We start from the raw sequence: 16,062 nt of genomic DNA, 5'->3' as shown, positions 1-16,062 counted from the left end.
CCCGCGTAACCACGGAGGGCCCGAGAGCTCAGCCAGATTACGCAGTACGGTTGTCACTCATGGAACGTGTCGACGTCAGTTTCCCTTCGGGTGACCAGCAATGCGCCGCGTGGCTCTACCTGCCCGACGGCGCGCCCCGACCGCGACCGCTGGTGATCATGGGACACGGGCTGGGGGCTACCCGCGAGATGGGGTTGGATCGGTATGCGCGGCGGTTCGTGGCCGCGGGAATGGGGGTGCTCGCCTTCGACTACCGGCATTTCGGGACCAGTGAGGGCGCGCCGCGTCAGCTGCTCAACATCGCCAAACAGCGCGAGGACTGGAGGTCCGCGATCGCCTACGCGCGCAGCATTCGCGGCTTCGACGCCACCCGAATCGCGCTGTGGGGCACCTCCTTCGGCGGCGGGCACGTGCTCGCGGTGGCCCCCGACGACGACTACCTCGCGGCGGTGGTCGCGCAGGTGCCGTTCACCAGCGGGTGGTCTTCGTCGATGGCGAAGGGACCGATCAGCCTGACCAAGGTCGCCACGATCGCCGCCACCGACGTGCTGTTGGGCCCGATCCGGCGCAAGCCGGTGGGTATCCGACTGGCCGGGCGCAAGCGGGCCGCGGCGCTGATGAGCGCCTCCGATGTGCCCGAGGGTTTCGGCAGGCTGGCCGAGGAGAGCGCCACCTACGAGCCGAAAGTCGCCGCGCGAGTGGCCTTCTCGACCCTGTTCGACGCTCCGGGACGCCGGGCCAAGGCCCTCAAGGTCCCCGTGTTCTACGCCATCGCCGAGCACGATTCGATCGCCCCGGCCGCCCCCACCCGCAAGGCCGCCGAGCGCACCAAGCACGCGGTGGTCAAGCAGTACCCGGTCGGCCACTTCGACGTGTACTTCGACGACGTCTTCGAACAGGTCGTCCGCGACCAGACCGACTTCCTGGTCTCGGTCCTGCGCCCCTGATACGGCGGACGGTGTCCGAAACCCGCCGGTACGAGCAGGGTCGTCGGGCACCATGGGTCCATGGAACAGCTCAGCTCGCGCACGATCTACACCAATCCGTGGCTGCGGCTGCGGGAGGACACCGTTCGGCGGGCCGACGGGACGGTGGGGATCTACGGCGTGCTCGACAAGCTCGACTGGTCACTCGTGATTCCGTTCGACGGCAAGGGGTTTCACCTCGTCGAGCAGTTCCGCTACCCGTTGGGCGTGCGCTGCTGGGAGTTTCCCGCGGGCACTCCGCCCGAGGGCACCACACCCACGCCGCTCGAGGTCGCGCACAACGAGTTGCGTGAGGAGACCGGTCTGCGGGCGGGCCGGATGGTCCACCTCGGCACCATGGCGACCGCCCCGGCCATCACCAATCAGCGCGGCCACTGTTTCCTGGCCACCGACCTCGTCCCCGGCGCACCCGAGCGCGAACACGAGGAACAGGACATGCGCACCGCGTGGTTCTCCCGCGCTCGCGTCGAGGCCATGATCATGCGCGGCGAGATCGTCGACGCGCACACCCTGGCCGCCTTCGGCATGCTCCTCATGCACGAACGCAGCCTCGGCTGAGCCCTACCGGGGCGGTGCCGCAATGACCTCGGAGGTCATCGCCGGGCGGCCGGCGAGGTCGATACGCTGACCAAGTGACGGCGACAACGGCCAGTGCCGGAGGGCTGCTGCTCGCCGCGGGCTTCGCGCCCGCCTACCGGGAGTCGAGCCTCGACGCCGCCGAACAATGAGTCGCGAGTACACCAAGGGCGCGGCACCATTCGGTGCCGCGCCCTTGGTACCGGGTTCGCTCAGAGGGGCCGAAAGCCCGCGCCGACCCCGCCCGCGCGGTCGATCACATCCAGGATGACCTGGATGGGCTGGAAATAAGCGGGCGAGTGGACCGGGTTGGCACCGCCGGTGCACGGCACGTCGAAGTCGATCGGGCCGAGGCCGGTGAGCCTGCCCTGGTTCATGCCGACCAGACGATCACCGACGACGACCGGACCGCCGGAATCACCGGGCTGCGAGCAGTACTGGTTGATCGAGGTGCCTTCGAGCTCACCCCACACCACGCCGCAGCTACGTCCGCTGGTGCGCCCGTCCGAGCACACCATGGTGCCCGGCCCCGGCGCGCCACCGATCCCGGCGACGGTGGTCTCGCCGATGGTGCGCACCGGCAGGACCTTCGACGCGTCCAGTTGCAGCACAGCGAAATCCAGGTAGTCACCGTCGTCGGAGAACGCGACGGTGCCGATCACTCCCGCGCCCAGCGCCTGCTCGGCACCGACCCGCGACCCGGTCGGCGCGCAATGGCCCGCGGTGAGTCCGACCAGGCGACCCGCGTTGTCGTGGCCGATGGCCGTCAACGAGCACCCCGACTCGTTGTCGAAGACGATGCCGGAACCCGCCCCGAGCACCACGCTCGGATCAGCCGACACGCTCCCGACGCCCGCGGACGCCGTGAGCACCCCCGCGATGGCCGCCGCACATGCCGCCATCCGTAGAAACCTCATCAAGTACCTTTCTCGATGGCCGCGGCATTCCGCACGCCCGTGAACCTTTCGGTCACGGGGACGATGTCGTTACGCCCCCCGTGAACCCAGGCACTCGTACCGCGTCCGGGCGAGCGGGCCGGCTACAGGTACGAGGTGTCGTTGACCAGGCGCACCGAGGCACCACCGTCGGGATAGAACTCGGCGATGCACAGCGAGGCCAGATCCAGGTGCAGGCGATACAGCAGCGACGGGCCGACGCCGAGTGCCAACTGCAGCAGTGTCTTGATCGGGGTGACATGGCTGACGGCGACGATGTTCTCGCCCGGATACAGCGCCACCAGATCCCGGCGAGCACCCTCGACGCGCTCGCGCACCTGATCGAAGCTCTCGCCACCGGGCGCGGGGATCGACGGGTCGCCCAGCCAGTCTCTGTGCAGCTGCGGATCGCGCTGCGCCGCCTCGGCGAAGGTGAGACCCTCCCAGTCGCCGAAATCGGTCTCGGTGAGGCCGTCGAGGACGCGCAACGGAACATCGAGCGCGGTGGCGGCGGCCTCGGCGGTGGAGCGGGCGCGCTGCAGCGGCGAACTCACCACGGCGGCGATATCGCCCTTGGCGGCAAGCATTTTCGCGGCGCGCTCGGCCTGCTCGCGACCGAGGTCGGTCAGCGGCGGATTGCCGCGGCCGGAGTAGCGACGTTCCACCGACAGGGCGGTCTGGCCGTGGCGCAGCAGCAGCAGGCGGGTCGGCTTGCCGACGGCGCCGGTCCAGCCGGGAGCGGTCTTCGGGGTACTCGTCATCTTCGGCACGGGCACTTCGTCACCGGCCGCGTACCCCGCCGAGACGGCCTCGCGGACGACCCCGGTGAGCGCGCCGTCGTCCATCGCCTCGTTCGCCAGCCGGTCGGCATGGGAATTCTCGGCGCGCGGGATCCAGGAGAAGCTGACCCGGTCGAACCCGGCGACCAGCGCCCGCGCCTGTTCGGCGAGCGGAATCATCGCGGGATGCTTGACCTTCCAGCGTCCCGCCATCTGCTCGACGACGAGCTTGGAGTCCATCCGCACCGCGACCACCCGCGCGCCCAGTTCGGCCGCGGCCGCCAAACCTGCCAGCAGACCACGGTATTCGGCGACGTTGTTGGTGGCGACGCCGAGGAACTCCTTGCGCTCGGCGAGCACCCGGACGTGATCGTCGGCGAAGACCACCGCGCCGTACCCGGCCGGACCGGGATTGCCGCGCGAGCCGCCGTCGGCCTCGACGATCACCTCGTGCGCACTCATCGGCGCACCGATCCGCTCACAGCCCCGATTCCTTGGTGCGCACCATGATCGCGCCGCATTCCGGGCAGCGCAGGACGGCGTCGGGCGCGGCCTTGGCGATGCGCTGCATCTCGCCGCGATCGATCTCGATCCGGCAGGCGCCGCAGCGACGGGCCTGCAGCAGAGCGGCGCCGACCCCGTGGGCGGCGCGCTGCTTGTCGTAGACGGCGAGCAGTTCGTCAGGGAACTGGCCGAGCAGGCCGGAGCGGTCGTTGTCGCAGCGACGCTGGGCCACTTCGAGATCGGCCAGTGCCTCGTCGCGCAGGCGTTCGGCGTCGGCCAGGTCCTGGTCGGCCTTGCTCAGGCGGGCGCCCGCGTGGTCGTGATCGGCGGCCATCGCCTCGCGCTGCTCCATCACGGTCAGCAATTCGTCTTCGAGCACCGTGCGGCGGCGCTCCAAACTGCCCAGTTCGTGCTGGAGCTCGGAGAGCTGCTTGGCGGCGACGGTGCCGGCGGTGAGCATGCCGCGGTCGCGGTCCTCGCGCTTGCGCACGGCCTCGACCTCACCCTCGAGCTTGCGGATGTCACGATCCAGATCGTCGATGCCGATCTCCACCGCGACGGCCGCGTCCTTGTAGCCGTTGCGCTCGGTCGTGAGCCGCGCGACCTCCTGCTGTTCGGGCAGCGCGTTCCTGCGGTGCGCGATCCGCGTCAACTCGGCATCGACAGCGGCGAGCTGGAGCAGCTTGGACTGGACCGACGGTTCGACATTCAACGCGCACGAACTCCTGAACACTGTGGAGGGATGGATCGATCAACCGTACCGCGCCGCGGGGGTTCACCACGCCATGACCCGAGGACGCGGCCACAGACCGGCGAACACGCGGCCCTTCCGACGAAATCGCCCGCTCCGTGGCTCACAGGCACGCCCGCTACGAAACCGACAACTGGGTGCCGCGCATCGGCCCAGCGACCCGACGGACCGGGGGTGAAGTCGCTCAGCCGGTGACCGTCCACGGGTCGGTGCGGAGAGTACAGATCCGGGTGGTGATGTCGGGCAGGGCGGTGCGGACGATCTGGTCGGCCTGGGCGCACCAGGGGAACTCGGTGGCCCAGTGGGCGGCGTCGATCAGGGCGGGGCCGCCGCGGCGGAGGTGCTCGTCGACGGGGTGGTGGCGCAGATCGGAGGTGAGGTAGGCGTCGACGCCGTGGCGGATGGCGGCGTCGAGGTAGGAGTCACCCGCGCCACCGCAGACGGCGACCTTGTGGACCATCCGATCGGGGTCGCCCGCGGCGCGCACGCCCCAGACGGTGCGGGGCAGGCCGACGCCGACGCGGGCGGTGAACTCGCGCAGGGTCTCGGGCCGGGGCAGTTCCCCGATCCGGCCGATGCCCAGGCTCGACGGCAGTGGCGCCCGTTCGGTGAGGTGGTAGGCCGGTTCCTCATAGGGGTGGGCGGCGCGCAGGGCGGCCAGCACGGCGAGGCGGCGGGTCGGGGCGGCGACCACCTCGACGGCGTCCTCGGTGACGGTCTCCACCGCGCCGACCACACCGATGGCCGGGTTGGCGCCCGGCAGCGGGCGGAACTGACCGGTGCCCGAGGTGTACCAGGCGGCCTCGCGATAGTCGCCGATCGCGCCCGCGCCCGCGGTGAACAGGGCCGAGAGCAGGGCCGCGGTATGCGTCTGTGGCACCTGGATCACCCATTTGTCCACGGCGGCAATCGGTTTGGGATCGAGCGGGCCGGTGACGGTGAGGCCGATGGCGGCAGCCAGCGCGTCCGAGACGCCCGGATCGGCGGAGTCGGCGTTGGTGTGGGCGGTGAACAGGGCGCAGCCGTGGCGGATCAAGGTGTGCAGCAGCGCGCCCTTCGGCGTGTTCGCCGCGACGGTGTCGACCCCGCGCAGCAACAGCGGATGGTGCACGACCAACGCCTGCGCGCCCCAGTCGATCGCCTCCTCCACGACGGCGGCGGTGGCGTCGACGGCGAAGACCACCTTGCGCACCTCCTGCCCCGGGTCGCCGCACACGAGCCCGACCGAATCCCACGATTCGGCCAGTTTCGGCGGGTAGGCCCCGTCGAGCACCCCGATCAGTTCGGCCAGGTCGGTCACCGCCGCCTCCTTCGTCGCGCTGGGATTGTCGTCATCGTGCGGGTCGCACCGTGTCTCGAAAGCAGCGTCCGCCCGAGGTGCCCGGTCGACCCGACGGCCGGGCGAACACGCGTGGTCACCACGGCGCCGCCCGCATCCGGCCGATCGGCTGGTCGGGGTCGGCCGATCCGCGCCGGGTCGCTCACCACAGCGCCGTTCGCACAGCGTCGATCAGCTGATCGACGTCAGCCGGCCCGCGCACAGCCACCCGCAGGTGGTTCGGACCGAGGCCGGGGAAGGTGTCGGCGCGGCGCACGGCGATACCGCGGTCGGCGAGTCGTTTGCGCAGCAGCGCACCATCGGGGACACGCAGCAGCAGGAACGGCCCGGTCGCCGGGGTGTGCACCTCGATGCCGAGCGCGCTCAGTCGCTCGACCATCGCGGCGCGGTCGGCGGCGATGCGGTGCGCGGCCTGGCGTGCCTCGGCGACCGCGGACGGCTCGGCGGTCGCGCTGATCGCCTCGAGCTGCAGGGTGCCCAACGGCCAGTGCGGTCGTCCCCGAGTCAGCCGGGCGAGCACTGCGGGCGCGCCGAGCGCGTAACCACACCGCAGCCCGGCCAGTGCCCACGTCTTGGTGAGGCTGCGCAGGACCAGGACGTCGGACACGGCGAGTCCGGCCAGCGATTCGGGTTCACCCGGATCGAGAGACGGCTCACCGGCGGAACTGGACACGCCGGGCCCGGAGACCGCATCGGCGAAGGCTTCGTCGATGACGAGGAGGCGGCCGGGGCGGCGCAGGGCGCGCAGGGTCTGCGCGGGGTGCAGGACCGAGGTGGGGTTGGTGGGGTTGCCGAGCACGACGAGGTCGGCGGCGTCGGGGACCAGGGCGGGGTCGAGGGTGTACGGCGGGTCGAGGACCACGCGGGTGACCGGGACGCCCGCCTCGCGCAAGGCCAGTTCCGGCTCGGTGAACGACGGGTGGATCACCGCGGCGAGGCGAGGGGTCAGACGCGGCAGCATCGCGAAGCCCTCGGCGGCGCCCGCGAGCAGCAGGACTTCCTCGGGCGCGCGGCCGTGCCGGGCGGCGACGGCGGCGCGGGCGGCGTGCTCGTCGTCGGCGCAGGGGTAGCGGCCGAGGTCGGCGAGGCGGGCGGCCAGGCGGTCGCGCAACCAGGCGGGCGGGGCCAGGCCCTGCACGTTCACCGCGAAATCGAGCATCCCCGGGCGCGCTTCCACGTCGCCGTGGTGGCGCAACATCGCGGGGTCGACCGAGTCCTCGAACACAACTGAACACCCTACGTGGCGCGCGTTCGGCGGCACCGGCGAGAATGGGCGCGTGGATCTACACGTCACGTTCATCTGCACGGGCAACATCTGCCGGTCCCCGATGGCCGCGAAGATGTTCGAGGCGCATCTGTTCCGGGCCGGGCTGGCGAACCGGGTGCGGGTCAGCAGCGCGGGGACCGGATCGTGGCATGTCGGCGATCCGGCCGATCCGCGGACCGAGGCGACGTTGCGCCGCGCGGGCTACGACACCGAGCACATCGCGGCCACCTTCGGGCCCGAGCACCGCGACGCCGACCTGGTCGTCGCCCTCGACACCGGCCACGACCGGGAACTGGCCCACCGCGGCGTGCCGACCGAGCGACGCCGACTGTTGCGCAGCTTCGATCCGGCCGCCGACGGCAGCGACGTGCCCGACCCGTACTACGGCGACCAGACCGATTTCGACCTCGTCCGCGACCAGATCGAAGCCGCCGTCCCCGGCCTGCTCGACTGGGTGCACGCCGCACTCGCCACCCGCAGCCCCGCCGATGCCCGATGATCCGCAAACTCGCCTTCCTGCTGCGCCCGAGCTGGCTGATCCTCGGGGTGATCGTCGTCGCGTTCGCCTACCTGTGCTTCACCGTGCTCGCGCCGTGGCAGCTGGGCAAGAGCGACAGCACCGAGCACCGCAATCAGTTGATCGCCGAGTCCGTGCAGGCCGATCCGGTGCCCGTGACCGACATCCTCGACGGTGACCCCACGACCCACACCGAATGGCGCAATGTCACCGCGACCGGCAGCTACCTGCCCGAGTCGACCGTGCTCGTGCGCCTGCGCCACCTCGACGGAGCCCCCGGCTACGCGGTACTGGCCGCCTTCCGCCTCGACGATGGCCGCACCCTGCTCGTCGACCGCGGCCTCGTCGCCGCCGTCGACGGCACCCGTCCGCCCGCCATCACCGATCCGCCCACGGGCCCGCAGCGCCTCGACGCCAGGGTGCGCGCGTCCGAGGGCGTCGTCCCCGACAAGGCCCCGAGCACCCAAGACGGCTACCGGCAGGTCTACACCATCGACACCACGCAGGAATCGACCGTCCTCGGCACCACCCTCACACCCATCCCGACCGGCACCGACAAGGGCGGCTACCTCCAACTGGCCGAGAACCAGCCCGGCGCCTACACCCCCACCCCCCTGCCCCAGCTCGACGCGGGCCCCTACCTCTCCTACGGCCTGCAATGGCTCGCCTTCGGCATCATGGCCCCCCTCGGTCTCGGCTATTTCGTCGTAGCCGAACTCCGCGCCCGCCGCCGCGACCGCGCCACCCCCACCAGCTCCGAGTCCACAGCCATCCCCGCCGAAGACTCGACCGCTCCCGCCACCCCGAACACCGAAGCCCGCCTCGCGGACCGCTACGGCCGCTACCGCTGACATCGCCACCTGACCGCACCCGCACCGTCCGCTCACCCCCGCCGAACAACCCACCCCACGATCCCCGCCACCACCACAGCCCCCACCTGCACCGCCTCCGACATCCGCACCGCCCGCCGCAGATCCGCGGTCCTCGGCGCAGGTCCCTCCCCCAGCGTCGGCCGTAGCTCGGCACCGTGCCGGTACTGTGTCCGGCCCCCGAGCTGGACCCCCAACGCGCCCGCCATCGACGCCTCTACGACCCCCGCGTTCGGGCTCGGATGCTTGCCCGCATCGCGCCGCCACGCCCGCCATGCCGCCCCCGGGGTGCCGCCGACCAGCGGCGCCAACCCCACCGTCAACACACCGGTCACCCGAGCAGGCACCAGATTCGCCACATCATCGGTCCGCGCCGCCGCCCAGCCGAACCGCTCATACCGTTCGTTCCGATACCCGACCATCGCATCGAGGGTGTTCACCGCCCGATATCCCAGCAACCCCGGCACCCCCGCCACCGCACCCCACAGCAATGGCGCGACCGTCGCGTCCGAGGTGTTCTCGGCCATCGATTCCAGCGCCGCCCGCGCCAACCCGTCGGCATCGAGCACCGAGGGATCCCGCCCGCACAGCGACGGCAACAGCTCCCGTGCTCCGGCGAGGTCATCGGCATCGAGCCGATCAGCCATGGCGTGCCCCGCGCGAGCGAGACTGCGCCCGCCCAACACCGTCCAGGTGGCCAACGCGGTCGCGAGCAACCCACCCCGGGCGACGGCAGCGCCGAACGCGACGACCGACCCCACCGCCACGACCTCGTGCACCACCCCGGCCCGCCGGTCATCGGCATAGGTCGACCGTTCCAACGCCGCTGCCGCAGTACCGAATCCGGCGACCGGATGCCAGCGCCGGGGATCGGCGAACACCCGATCGAGCACGAATCCCAGCACCAGCCCGCACGCGGTCGATGTCGCCTTCTGCACGGGGCGAGGGTAGCCGGTGGCGGGAATGTCACACCGGGTGCGCCGGGTTCGTCATCTCTGCGACAGACTTTTCTCATCCCCGGCACCGGGGCGGACAACCGAATGGCGACCACGATGACCGACTCACCGCAGCCCCTCGATCAGGCCGAACTGGCCCGCCGTTTCGAGGAACACCGCCCGTACCTGCGCCGACTCGCCTACAGCACGCTCGGCAGCCTCAGCGACGCCGAAGACGTCGTGCAGGATGCGTGGCTGCGCCTGCAGCGGCAGTTCGCCGCGGGCACGGCGGGCGAGATCGACAATCTGCGCGCCTGGCTGACCACCGTCACCGGTCGGCTCGCCCTCGACCACCTCGGCTCCGCACGCGCCCGTCGTGAGCAGTATGTCGGCGAGTGGCTGCCCGAACCGCAAGTCACCTGGGACGACCCGGCCGACCGGATCTCCCAGGACGAGCGGGTCACCACCGCCTTGCTGGTCGTCTTGGAGTCGCTGTCACCCGCCGAGCGCACCGCCTTCGTCCTGCAGGACGTGTTCGGTATGACCGGCCCCGAAGTCGCCGAGGTCGTCGGACGCACGCCCGCCGCCGTTCGCCAGCTCGCCTCCCGCGCCCGCAAGCACGTGGAGATCGGCACCCCTCGCTTTCCCGCTTCCCCCGTCGAACAGGAGCGGGTCGTGTCGGCGTTCGCGCTGGCCTGGCGATCGGGCGATCTGCGTTCGCTGCTCGGCGTGCTCGACGAGAACGTGGTCCTCACCGCCGACGGTGGCGGCAAGGTCCCCGCGGTCCGTCAGCCCGTGCGCGGCGCGGAACTCATCGCGAAGATGCTGCTGGGCTGGTACCACGCACCCTCGGCCGCGGGTGGCTGGGGCAGGTCGGTCCTGGTCAACGGCGTCCCCGGTCTGGTGGTTCACGACGGCGCCAACATCGGCGTCTTCTCCTTCGTGGTCGACCAGGGACGCATCACCGCCCTCGACATCGTCCGCAACCCTGACAAACTCCACGACCTCCCCACCGAAGGTGACTGGTCCTTCGGCAACCACTGACCCCGAACCAAGATCATCACGCTGTGGTGGCGTTCGCCCCTCGCCACCACAGCATGGTGATCAGCGGCCCAGGTGGCTACGCGTCGAGGGGGTAGGCGTGGGCGGCGGCGACCTCGGCGGAGAGGAGTTTGCCGTCCACGGCGGTGAGACCGGCGGCGAGGCCGGGGTCGGCGGTGCAGGCACCGCGCCAGCCTCGGTCGGCGATGGCGCGCGCATAGGGCAGCGTCGCGTTGGTGAGGGCGACCGTCGAGGTGTGGGGTACCGCCCCGGGCATGTTCGCCACGCAGTAGAAGAGTGAATCCGCCACCGGGAAGGTCGGGTTCGCGTGGGTGGTCGGGCGCGTGGAGGCGAAGCAGCCGCCCTGGTCGACGGCGATGTCGACGAGGACCGAGCCAGGACGCATCCGGGCGACGAGTTCGTCGGACACCAATGTCGGCGCCTTGGCGCCCGGCACGAGGACCGAACCGATCACCAGATCCGCCGCCCGCACGGCCTTGTCGATCTCCCACGCGTGCGAGGCGAGGGTGCCGACGCGTCCGGCGAAGCGGGCATCGAGTTCCCGCAAGCGCGCCAGATTCGTATCGAGCACGCTCACCGTGGCGCCCATCCCGACCGCCACACTCGCCGCGTTGGTCCCCGCCACGCCCCCGCCGAGCACCACCACGTCGGCCGGGCGGACGCCGGGGACCCCGCCGAGCAGCACACCGCCCCCGCCCAGCGGAGCCATCAGGTGATAGGCGCCGACCTGGGCACTCAGCTTGCCCGCCACCTCGCTCATCGGCGCGAGCAGCGGCAGCGAACCGTCCGGCGCGCGCACCGTCTCGTAGGCGATCGCGGTGATGCCCGAGGCGAGAATCGCGTCGGTGCACTGCTTCGACGCGGCCAGATGCAGGTAGGTGAACAGCACCTGGTCGCGGCGCATCAGCGAGTACTCCTGCGCGATGGGCTCTTTCACCTTCAACACCACAGCGGCCTCGGCCCACACCTGCTCGGCGTCTGCCACGATCCGCGCGCCCGCGCCGCGATAGTCGTCATCGGCGAATCCCGAACCGACCCCGGCTCCGGCCTGTACCAGCACCTCGTGTCCGTGCGCGACCAGTTCGCTGGCACCCGCCGGCGTGAGCGCCACCCGGAATTCCTGCGGCTTGACCTCCGTCGGCACCCCGACCGTCACGCCTGCACCCGTCATCCGGCCAGCCTAGGACGTGCCCGGAGCGGATTCGGCCGACCTGGTTCGCGTGTCGGATCGGGATGGCCCGACCAGCGCGGGTTCCGGCAGCGCCACGAGCCCGCAGCGGTGCCGCTCCGCACCGGAGCGGCACCGCTGCGGCGGCCCACCGCGCCCGGTTCGCCGGGACAGCGCAATAATCACCGCATGATCATCAAGGTGACCGGGTTCGAACCGGAGATCGACGACACCGCGTGGATCGCGCCCAACGCGACCGTGATCGGCCGGGTGCGCCTGGCCGCCGAGGTCGGCATCTGGTACTCGGCGGTACTGCGCGGCGACCTCGAGGAGATCAGCGTCGGCGCCGGAACCAATATCCAGGACGGTTGCGTCCTGCACGCCGATCCGGGCTTCCCGCTCACCGTGGGCACCGGGGTCTCGGTGGGCCACAATGCGATTCTGCACGGCTGCACCATCGGCGACGACGTACTGGTCGGTATGGGTGCGACGGTGCTCAACGGTGCGGTGATCGGCGCGGGCAGCCTGATCGCGGCCAACGCGCTGATCCCCGAGGGCGCGCAGATTCCGCCCGGATCACTGGTCGCGGGGGTGCCGGGCAAGGTGCGGCGCGAGCTGACCCAGGGACAGCAGGACGGGATCAAGCTCAACGCGGCAGTGTACGTGCACAACATCGCGGCGCACCGGGATGCCGAGGTGTTGTGAACCATCACACTGAGCAAGTGTCCAGTAGGTAAACCTGATAGCATTTGCCCTGCGTATTGCGTCCGATCATGAGAGTTTCGGTCGGCACCGGATACGCGAGGCAGGAGGTATCACGGTGGCATACATGCAGGCCGGTGTGCACCGAGCGGGGGGACGGCTCAGCGTGGCCGATATCGCCGCCCAGCCGGGCGGAATCGAGGCACTTCGGTGCCGCGTCCACGAATTACGTTCGCGCGGAGTCCATTTCGCCGCCAATGCGATCGAGCAGGAGATGGCCGCGCTGGATCTGGCGCCACGAGGATAATGGGGCGATGCCTACCGTCTCGTCCATCCTCGCGCGGATACTGGAAAAGCCCGTCACCGACGGTGAGAAGCTGCTCGACAGCGCACTGTCGGCGTTCCTGGACTTCGGGATCAAACGCACGAGCATGGGCGAGATCGCGCGGCGCGCCGGGATCAGCCCGGCCACCCTCTATCGGCGCTACGAATCCAAGAACGAGCTGGTCGAAGCGGTCGGCGTGCGCGAAGCGCAGCGCTATGTGGCCGAGATCGACGAGCGGGTCCGCGCGGTCGCCGATCCCGCCGATCAGATGGTCGAGATCTTCGTCGCGTTCGTCACCACCATCGCGGGCAACGAGCTGTTGCGCAGGCTGCTCGGCACCGAGCCGGAGATGATCCTGCCCCGGCTCACCACCGACGCCGGGCCGATCCTCGCGGTCGGGCGCGCCTACCTCGCCGAGAAGCTCCGCGAGCTACCGGCGGGCGAGGCGTCGCCCGATTTCGACCCCGATCTAGTCGCCGAGGTCATGGCCAGGCTCGGGCTGTCCCTGGCGCTCACCCCGGACGGGCTCATCCCCCTCGACGACGCCGAAGCAGGGCGCGAGTTCGCCCGCCGCACGCTGCTGCCGATGGTCGGCATCCGCAGCGATCACTGAACACCGAACGCGGCCGCCACCACCTCGTCGACGCCCGCATCCGCCACGGGCACGCCGTCTTCCAGTACCGAGCGCACTCTGCGGACGATCTCGGCGGCCGCCGGACCGGCCGGATCGGGCACCGGCAGGCGCGCCACGTACTGGGTGATCCAGCGACGCCTGCCCGAGTACAACCGATTCCCGCACACCGCGTCGTAGAACCGCAGCCCCAGCGCCGAATTCGCCACGCCCATCAGCAGATACGCCAGCTCGGTCGCCGCCTTCCCCGCGCCGAGGTCGGTGAGCGAGATCCAGTAGCAGTCCCCGTTGACCACCGCGCCCGAGCGATCCAGCGCGAAACGCGGTCGCTCGCTGATGTCGGGGAACACCAATTTCGGTGCGCCCCACAGGTGTGGACGCTGCGGCACCCAGATCTCGAACCACTTCCGGCCACCGTCGAGCACGTAACGTCGTCCGGCCAGCACCTGCTCGTGCGAACGCAGATACTCCGCCGCGCTCGGGAATTCGGCCAGATCGATCGGCGTTCGGCGCGGCTGCCGGACATCGTAGGGATACAGCACTCTGGTGCCGCGAGCCATCGCGACCTGCCACGGCCGCAGATCATGATGAGTGATCAACTGCCGCAACAACTCCGGCTCCGGCATCGGGTCCATCTGCTCCCACCGATCGGAGATGAACACCCGATCCGCCGTCGTCTTGATCCCCACCCGGATCCGCGCGGCCTCCCCGAAGGAACGCCAGGTGCGCTCGGCGATCCGCGCCAGCCACCGATCCACCCCGGGCCGCGACATCCGCCAGGCGGTGTCGACAGTTCGATCGGGCGAACTCGCCCGCACACTCAGAGGTGAGGTCGGCCACGCACCCGCCCGCTCGGACTTCCCGCTCGACGACGGCACGGTCATCGACACCGGGTCCGGCGATGACGTGTCCATCGAAGAAACGCCTGCTGCCTGTTCTCCCGCCGAACCCGTGCCCGTCGGCGTCGTCTCCGACGCGGCGACTCCCGTGCACAGAACTCCCACCTCCACCGCGAACACGCGCCCACCGTCACCCACCAGGCAGGCGGACTCACCGGCGAGCGCGTCGAACAGGTCGGTGGCGCAATCGGGTTCGGCGCCCGGCTCCTCGTACACCGAGACGTAGCGGCAGTCCGGGTGGTGGTCGGCGCGGGTGGCGACGGTGATCGCGGGCAGCACGGCGGCGGTGAAGAGTTTGGTGTCGCCGAGGTCGTAGAGCTCGACCGGGGTGAGGTCGATGGTCAGGATGCGGCGCAGGTTCGCGCCGGCGCGAGTGGTGAGGAACCGGTTGGCGCACAGCAGGCCGAGCACGCCGTCGGCGGCGAGCAGACGAGGGGCGACGGCGACGAACGGGTGGGTGAGGTCGATGCGCCCACGCAGGCCGAACTGTTTGCTCAGCAGTCGGGCGGTCGCGCCGCCGAGCTGCTGGGTGCGCACGTAGGGCGGGTTGGTGATGATCAGGTCGAAGGCATGGTCGGGCAGGCGGGACGCGGCGGCGAGGAAGTCCTCGGCTCGACAGTCGATCGCGACGCCTTCGTCGGAAGCCCGCCGCGCCGTGCGGCCGACCGCGTGGCGATCCAGGTCGTATCCGGTGAGCCGCACCGCGATATCCGGGGCAGTCGCGGTCAGCTCCCGATGCACCGCGAGCAACAGCTCACCATCACCGCAGGCCGGGTCGAGCACGCGCAGTTCGTCGGCGCGTGGCGCGTGCAGCAGCGCCCGTCGCGCCAGAAACCGCGCGAGCTCGGGCGGCGTGTAGTGCCTGCCGTGCCGTTTGCGCTCCTGCGCGTCACGGGCCTGCGAAGCCATGCGATCGATTGTGCCCTGCGAGCCCCTCCGCACACCGTAAGCAGGACCCCGCCTCACCGGCCGAAACGGCAACGCCCGTCCCGATCGGTGGTTCCGCGCGGTCCGAACGGCTGCTAGGTTGGTCTCAAAATGGGACTAGCTCCCGTGACCTACCCAGGGAGCCGCGCGATGACGCCAACCGACCACGACAGCAGCGATTTCGCCACCCTCCAGCGGCTGGCCGACGAACGCTGGACCTGTCGCCAATTCCGCCCGGAGCAGGTGGACCGGGCCACCATCGAACAGTTGCTCCGCCTCGCGCGGCGCACGCCCTCGTGGTGCAACACCCAGCCGTGGCAGGTCGTCGTCACCGAGGGCGAGGGGACCGAGAGGTTCCGCAAGGAACTGCTCGCCCACATCCAGGCCAACGGCACCGCACCGGATTTCGAGTTTCCCGCGCAGTACGCCGGTGTCTACCGTGATCGCAGGCGCGAGTGCGGTTTCCAGCTCTACGACAGCGTCGGCATCGCCAAGGGCGAGCACGAGAAGACGATGCGCCAGATGGTGCGCAACTTCGAGTTCTTCGACGCACCGCACGTCGCGATCGTGACCTCCGAAGCCGATCTCGGCGTCTACGGCGCCATCGACTGCGGCCTGTGGCTGGAGAACTTCCTCCTCGGCGCCCAGGCCCTCGGCCTCGGCGCCGCTCCCCAAGCCGCCCTCGCCTCCTACGCCCCGTTCCTGCACGACTACTTCGCACTCCCCGCCCACCGCAAGGTCGTCTTCGGCGTCTCCTTCGGCTACCCCGACCCCGACCACCCCATCAACACCTTCCGCACCCACCGCGCACCCCTCGACGACCAAATCACCTGGCACACCGCCTGATCAAGATCAACAGGCACTGGTGGCGGGCGGCTCTCGGCCGATGG

17 protein-coding genes are annotated in these 16,062 nt (G+C 70.6%); 9 read left to right on the top strand and 8 right to left on the bottom strand.

From position 1 onward, the window contains the following. The first annotated feature begins 59 nt into the window (after positions 1-59). Positions 60-947, top strand: a complete 888-nt coding sequence (locus BOX37_RS08040; RefSeq protein ID WP_071927094.1) for an alpha/beta hydrolase — start codon at positions 60-62, stop codon at positions 945-947. Positions 948-1,007: 60 nt separating this feature from the next. Next, positions 1,008-1,544 carry an NUDIX domain-containing protein gene (locus tag BOX37_RS08035; RefSeq protein WP_071927093.1) on the top strand — a complete coding sequence of 179 codons (537 nt, stop codon included), beginning with the start codon at positions 1,008-1,010 and terminating at the stop codon, positions 1,542-1,544. Positions 1,545-1,774: 230 nt separating this feature from the next. On the opposite strand, the gene BOX37_RS08030 is transcribed toward BOX37_RS08035, so the two are convergent. From BOX37_RS08030 to cobC, 5 genes are all read right to left on the bottom strand, one after another. Continuing rightward, a complete protein-coding gene (locus tag BOX37_RS08030; RefSeq protein WP_071927092.1) occupies positions 1,775-2,464 on the bottom strand; it encodes a chymotrypsin family serine protease in 690 nt (229 codons plus the stop codon). 137 nt (positions 2,465-2,601) lie between these two features. Next, positions 2,602-3,738 carry a bifunctional RNase H/acid phosphatase gene (locus tag BOX37_RS08025; RefSeq protein WP_071927091.1) on the bottom strand — a complete coding sequence of 379 codons (1,137 nt, stop codon included), beginning with the start codon at positions 3,736-3,738 and terminating at the stop codon, positions 2,602-2,604. Positions 3,739-3,754: 16 nt separating this feature from the next. After that, positions 3,755-4,492 carry a zinc ribbon domain-containing protein gene (locus tag BOX37_RS08020; protein WP_071927090.1) on the bottom strand — a complete coding sequence of 246 codons (738 nt, stop codon included), beginning with the start codon at positions 4,490-4,492 and terminating at the stop codon, positions 3,755-3,757. A 223-nt stretch (positions 4,493-4,715) separates the two neighbouring features. After that, on the bottom strand, positions 4,716-5,831 hold the full coding sequence (locus tag BOX37_RS08015; RefSeq protein WP_071927089.1) for a Nif3-like dinuclear metal center hexameric protein: 1,116 nt from the start codon (positions 5,829-5,831) through the stop codon (positions 4,716-4,718). Between the two features lie 181 nt (positions 5,832-6,012). Then, positions 6,013-7,095 (bottom strand): Rv2231c family histidinol phosphate aminotransferase CobC, encoded by a 1,083-nt coding sequence (gene cobC / locus BOX37_RS08010; protein WP_240505264.1) that lies wholly within the window; start codon positions 7,093-7,095, stop codon positions 6,013-6,015. A gap of 52 nt (positions 7,096-7,147) precedes the next feature. Between cobC and BOX37_RS08005 the strand changes: the two genes are divergently transcribed. Together BOX37_RS08005 and BOX37_RS08000 are read left to right on the top strand one after the other, a co-directional pair. Next, positions 7,148-7,636 (top strand): low molecular weight protein-tyrosine-phosphatase, encoded by a 489-nt coding sequence (locus BOX37_RS08005; protein ID WP_071927087.1) that lies wholly within the window; start codon positions 7,148-7,150, stop codon positions 7,634-7,636. After that, positions 7,636-8,505: an SURF1 family cytochrome oxidase biogenesis protein gene (locus tag BOX37_RS08000; RefSeq protein WP_071931279.1), complete on the top strand. Its 870-nt coding sequence runs from the start codon at positions 7,636-7,638 to the stop codon at positions 8,503-8,505. Before BOX37_RS08005 ends, BOX37_RS08000 begins: the two co-directional genes overlap by 1 nt. 32 nt (positions 8,506-8,537) lie before the next feature. Here BOX37_RS08000 and BOX37_RS07995 read toward each other — a convergent pair whose 3' ends face one another. Beyond that, positions 8,538-9,461, bottom strand: coding sequence for a cobalamin biosynthesis protein (locus tag BOX37_RS07995; protein WP_084759485.1), 924 nt, complete (start codon positions 9,459-9,461; stop codon positions 8,538-8,540). Positions 9,462-9,575: 114 nt separating this feature from the next. Between BOX37_RS07995 and sigJ the strand changes: the two genes are divergently transcribed. Beyond that, positions 9,576-10,502 carry an RNA polymerase sigma factor SigJ gene (sigJ, locus tag BOX37_RS07990; protein WP_071927085.1) on the top strand — a complete coding sequence of 309 codons (927 nt, stop codon included), beginning with the start codon at positions 9,576-9,578 and terminating at the stop codon, positions 10,500-10,502. A 76-nt stretch (positions 10,503-10,578) separates the two neighbouring features. Here the strand turns inward: sigJ and ald are convergent, their stop codons facing one another. Next, the gene (gene ald / locus BOX37_RS07985) at positions 10,579-11,676 is read right to left on the bottom strand and encodes an alanine dehydrogenase (protein WP_071931278.1); all 1,098 of its coding nucleotides are present in this window, start codon (positions 11,674-11,676) and stop codon (positions 10,579-10,581) included. Positions 11,677-11,877: 201 nt separating this feature from the next. Here ald and BOX37_RS07980 point away from each other — a divergent pair, with 201 nt between their 5' ends. The 3 genes from BOX37_RS07980 to BOX37_RS07970 all read left to right on the top strand — a co-directional run bounded on the left by BOX37_RS07980 (position 11,878) and on the right by BOX37_RS07970 (position 13,328). Next, complete coding sequence (locus BOX37_RS07980) at positions 11,878-12,393, top strand: gamma carbonic anhydrase family protein (protein WP_071931277.1); 516 nt, start codon at positions 11,878-11,880, stop codon at positions 12,391-12,393. 124 nt (positions 12,394-12,517) lie between these two features. Beyond that, on the top strand, positions 12,518-12,697 hold the full coding sequence (locus tag BOX37_RS07975) for a hypothetical protein (RefSeq protein ID WP_240505390.1): 180 nt from the start codon (positions 12,518-12,520) through the stop codon (positions 12,695-12,697). A 7-nt stretch (positions 12,698-12,704) separates the two neighbouring features. Next, the gene (locus tag BOX37_RS07970) at positions 12,705-13,328 is read left to right on the top strand and encodes a TetR/AcrR family transcriptional regulator (protein ID WP_071927083.1); all 624 of its coding nucleotides are present in this window, start codon (positions 12,705-12,707) and stop codon (positions 13,326-13,328) included. Here the strand turns inward: BOX37_RS07970 and BOX37_RS07965 are convergent. Next, positions 13,322-15,154 carry an Eco57I restriction-modification methylase domain-containing protein gene (locus BOX37_RS07965; RefSeq protein WP_071927082.1) on the bottom strand — a complete coding sequence of 611 codons (1,833 nt, stop codon included), beginning with the start codon at positions 15,152-15,154 and terminating at the stop codon, positions 13,322-13,324. The two genes, BOX37_RS07970 and BOX37_RS07965, sit on opposite strands and share 7 nt — an antisense overlap. Positions 15,155-15,322: 168 nt before the next feature. Here BOX37_RS07965 and BOX37_RS07960 point away from each other — a divergent pair, with 168 nt between their 5' ends. Then, positions 15,323-16,018 (top strand): nitroreductase, encoded by a 696-nt coding sequence (locus BOX37_RS07960; RefSeq protein WP_071927081.1) that lies wholly within the window; start codon positions 15,323-15,325, stop codon positions 16,016-16,018. Positions 16,019-16,062: the final 44 nt, after the last annotated feature.

Origin of the sequence: Nocardia mangyaensis, assembly GCF_001886715.1 — a bacterium.
In the GTDB taxonomy this organism is placed as follows: Bacteria; Actinomycetota; Actinomycetes; order Mycobacteriales; family Mycobacteriaceae; genus Nocardia; species Nocardia mangyaensis.
Note: the sequence above shows the minus strand (reverse complement) of the source record. Positions and strands in the feature narration are given on the sequence as shown.

Coding starts and splice junctions, on each gene's coding strand:
- BOX37_RS08040 (WP_071927094.1), top strand. CDS start 60: ATGGAACGTGTCGACGTCAGTTTCCCTTCGGGTGACCAGCAATGCGCC.
- BOX37_RS08035 (WP_071927093.1), top strand. CDS start 1,008: ATGGAACAGCTCAGCTCGCGCACGATCTACACCAATCCGTGGCTGCGG.
- BOX37_RS08030 (WP_071927092.1), bottom strand. CDS start 2,464: ATGGCGGCATGTGCGGCGGCCATCGCGGGGGTGCTCACGGCGTCCGCG.
- BOX37_RS08025 (WP_071927091.1), bottom strand. CDS start 3,738: ATGAGTGCGCACGAGGTGATCGTCGAGGCCGACGGCGGCTCGCGCGGC.
- sigJ (WP_071927085.1), top strand. CDS start 9,576: ATGACCGACTCACCGCAGCCCCTCGATCAGGCCGAACTGGCCCGCCGT.
- BOX37_RS07980 (WP_071931277.1), top strand. CDS start 11,878: ATGATCATCAAGGTGACCGGGTTCGAACCGGAGATCGACGACACCGCG.
- BOX37_RS07975 (WP_240505390.1), top strand. CDS start 12,518: ATGCAGGCCGGTGTGCACCGAGCGGGGGGACGGCTCAGCGTGGCCGAT.
- BOX37_RS07970 (WP_071927083.1), top strand. CDS start 12,705: ATGCCTACCGTCTCGTCCATCCTCGCGCGGATACTGGAAAAGCCCGTC.
- BOX37_RS07965 (WP_071927082.1), bottom strand. CDS start 15,154: ATGGCTTCGCAGGCCCGTGACGCGCAGGAGCGCAAACGGCACGGCAGG.
- BOX37_RS07960 (WP_071927081.1), top strand. CDS start 15,323: ATGACGCCAACCGACCACGACAGCAGCGATTTCGCCACCCTCCAGCGG.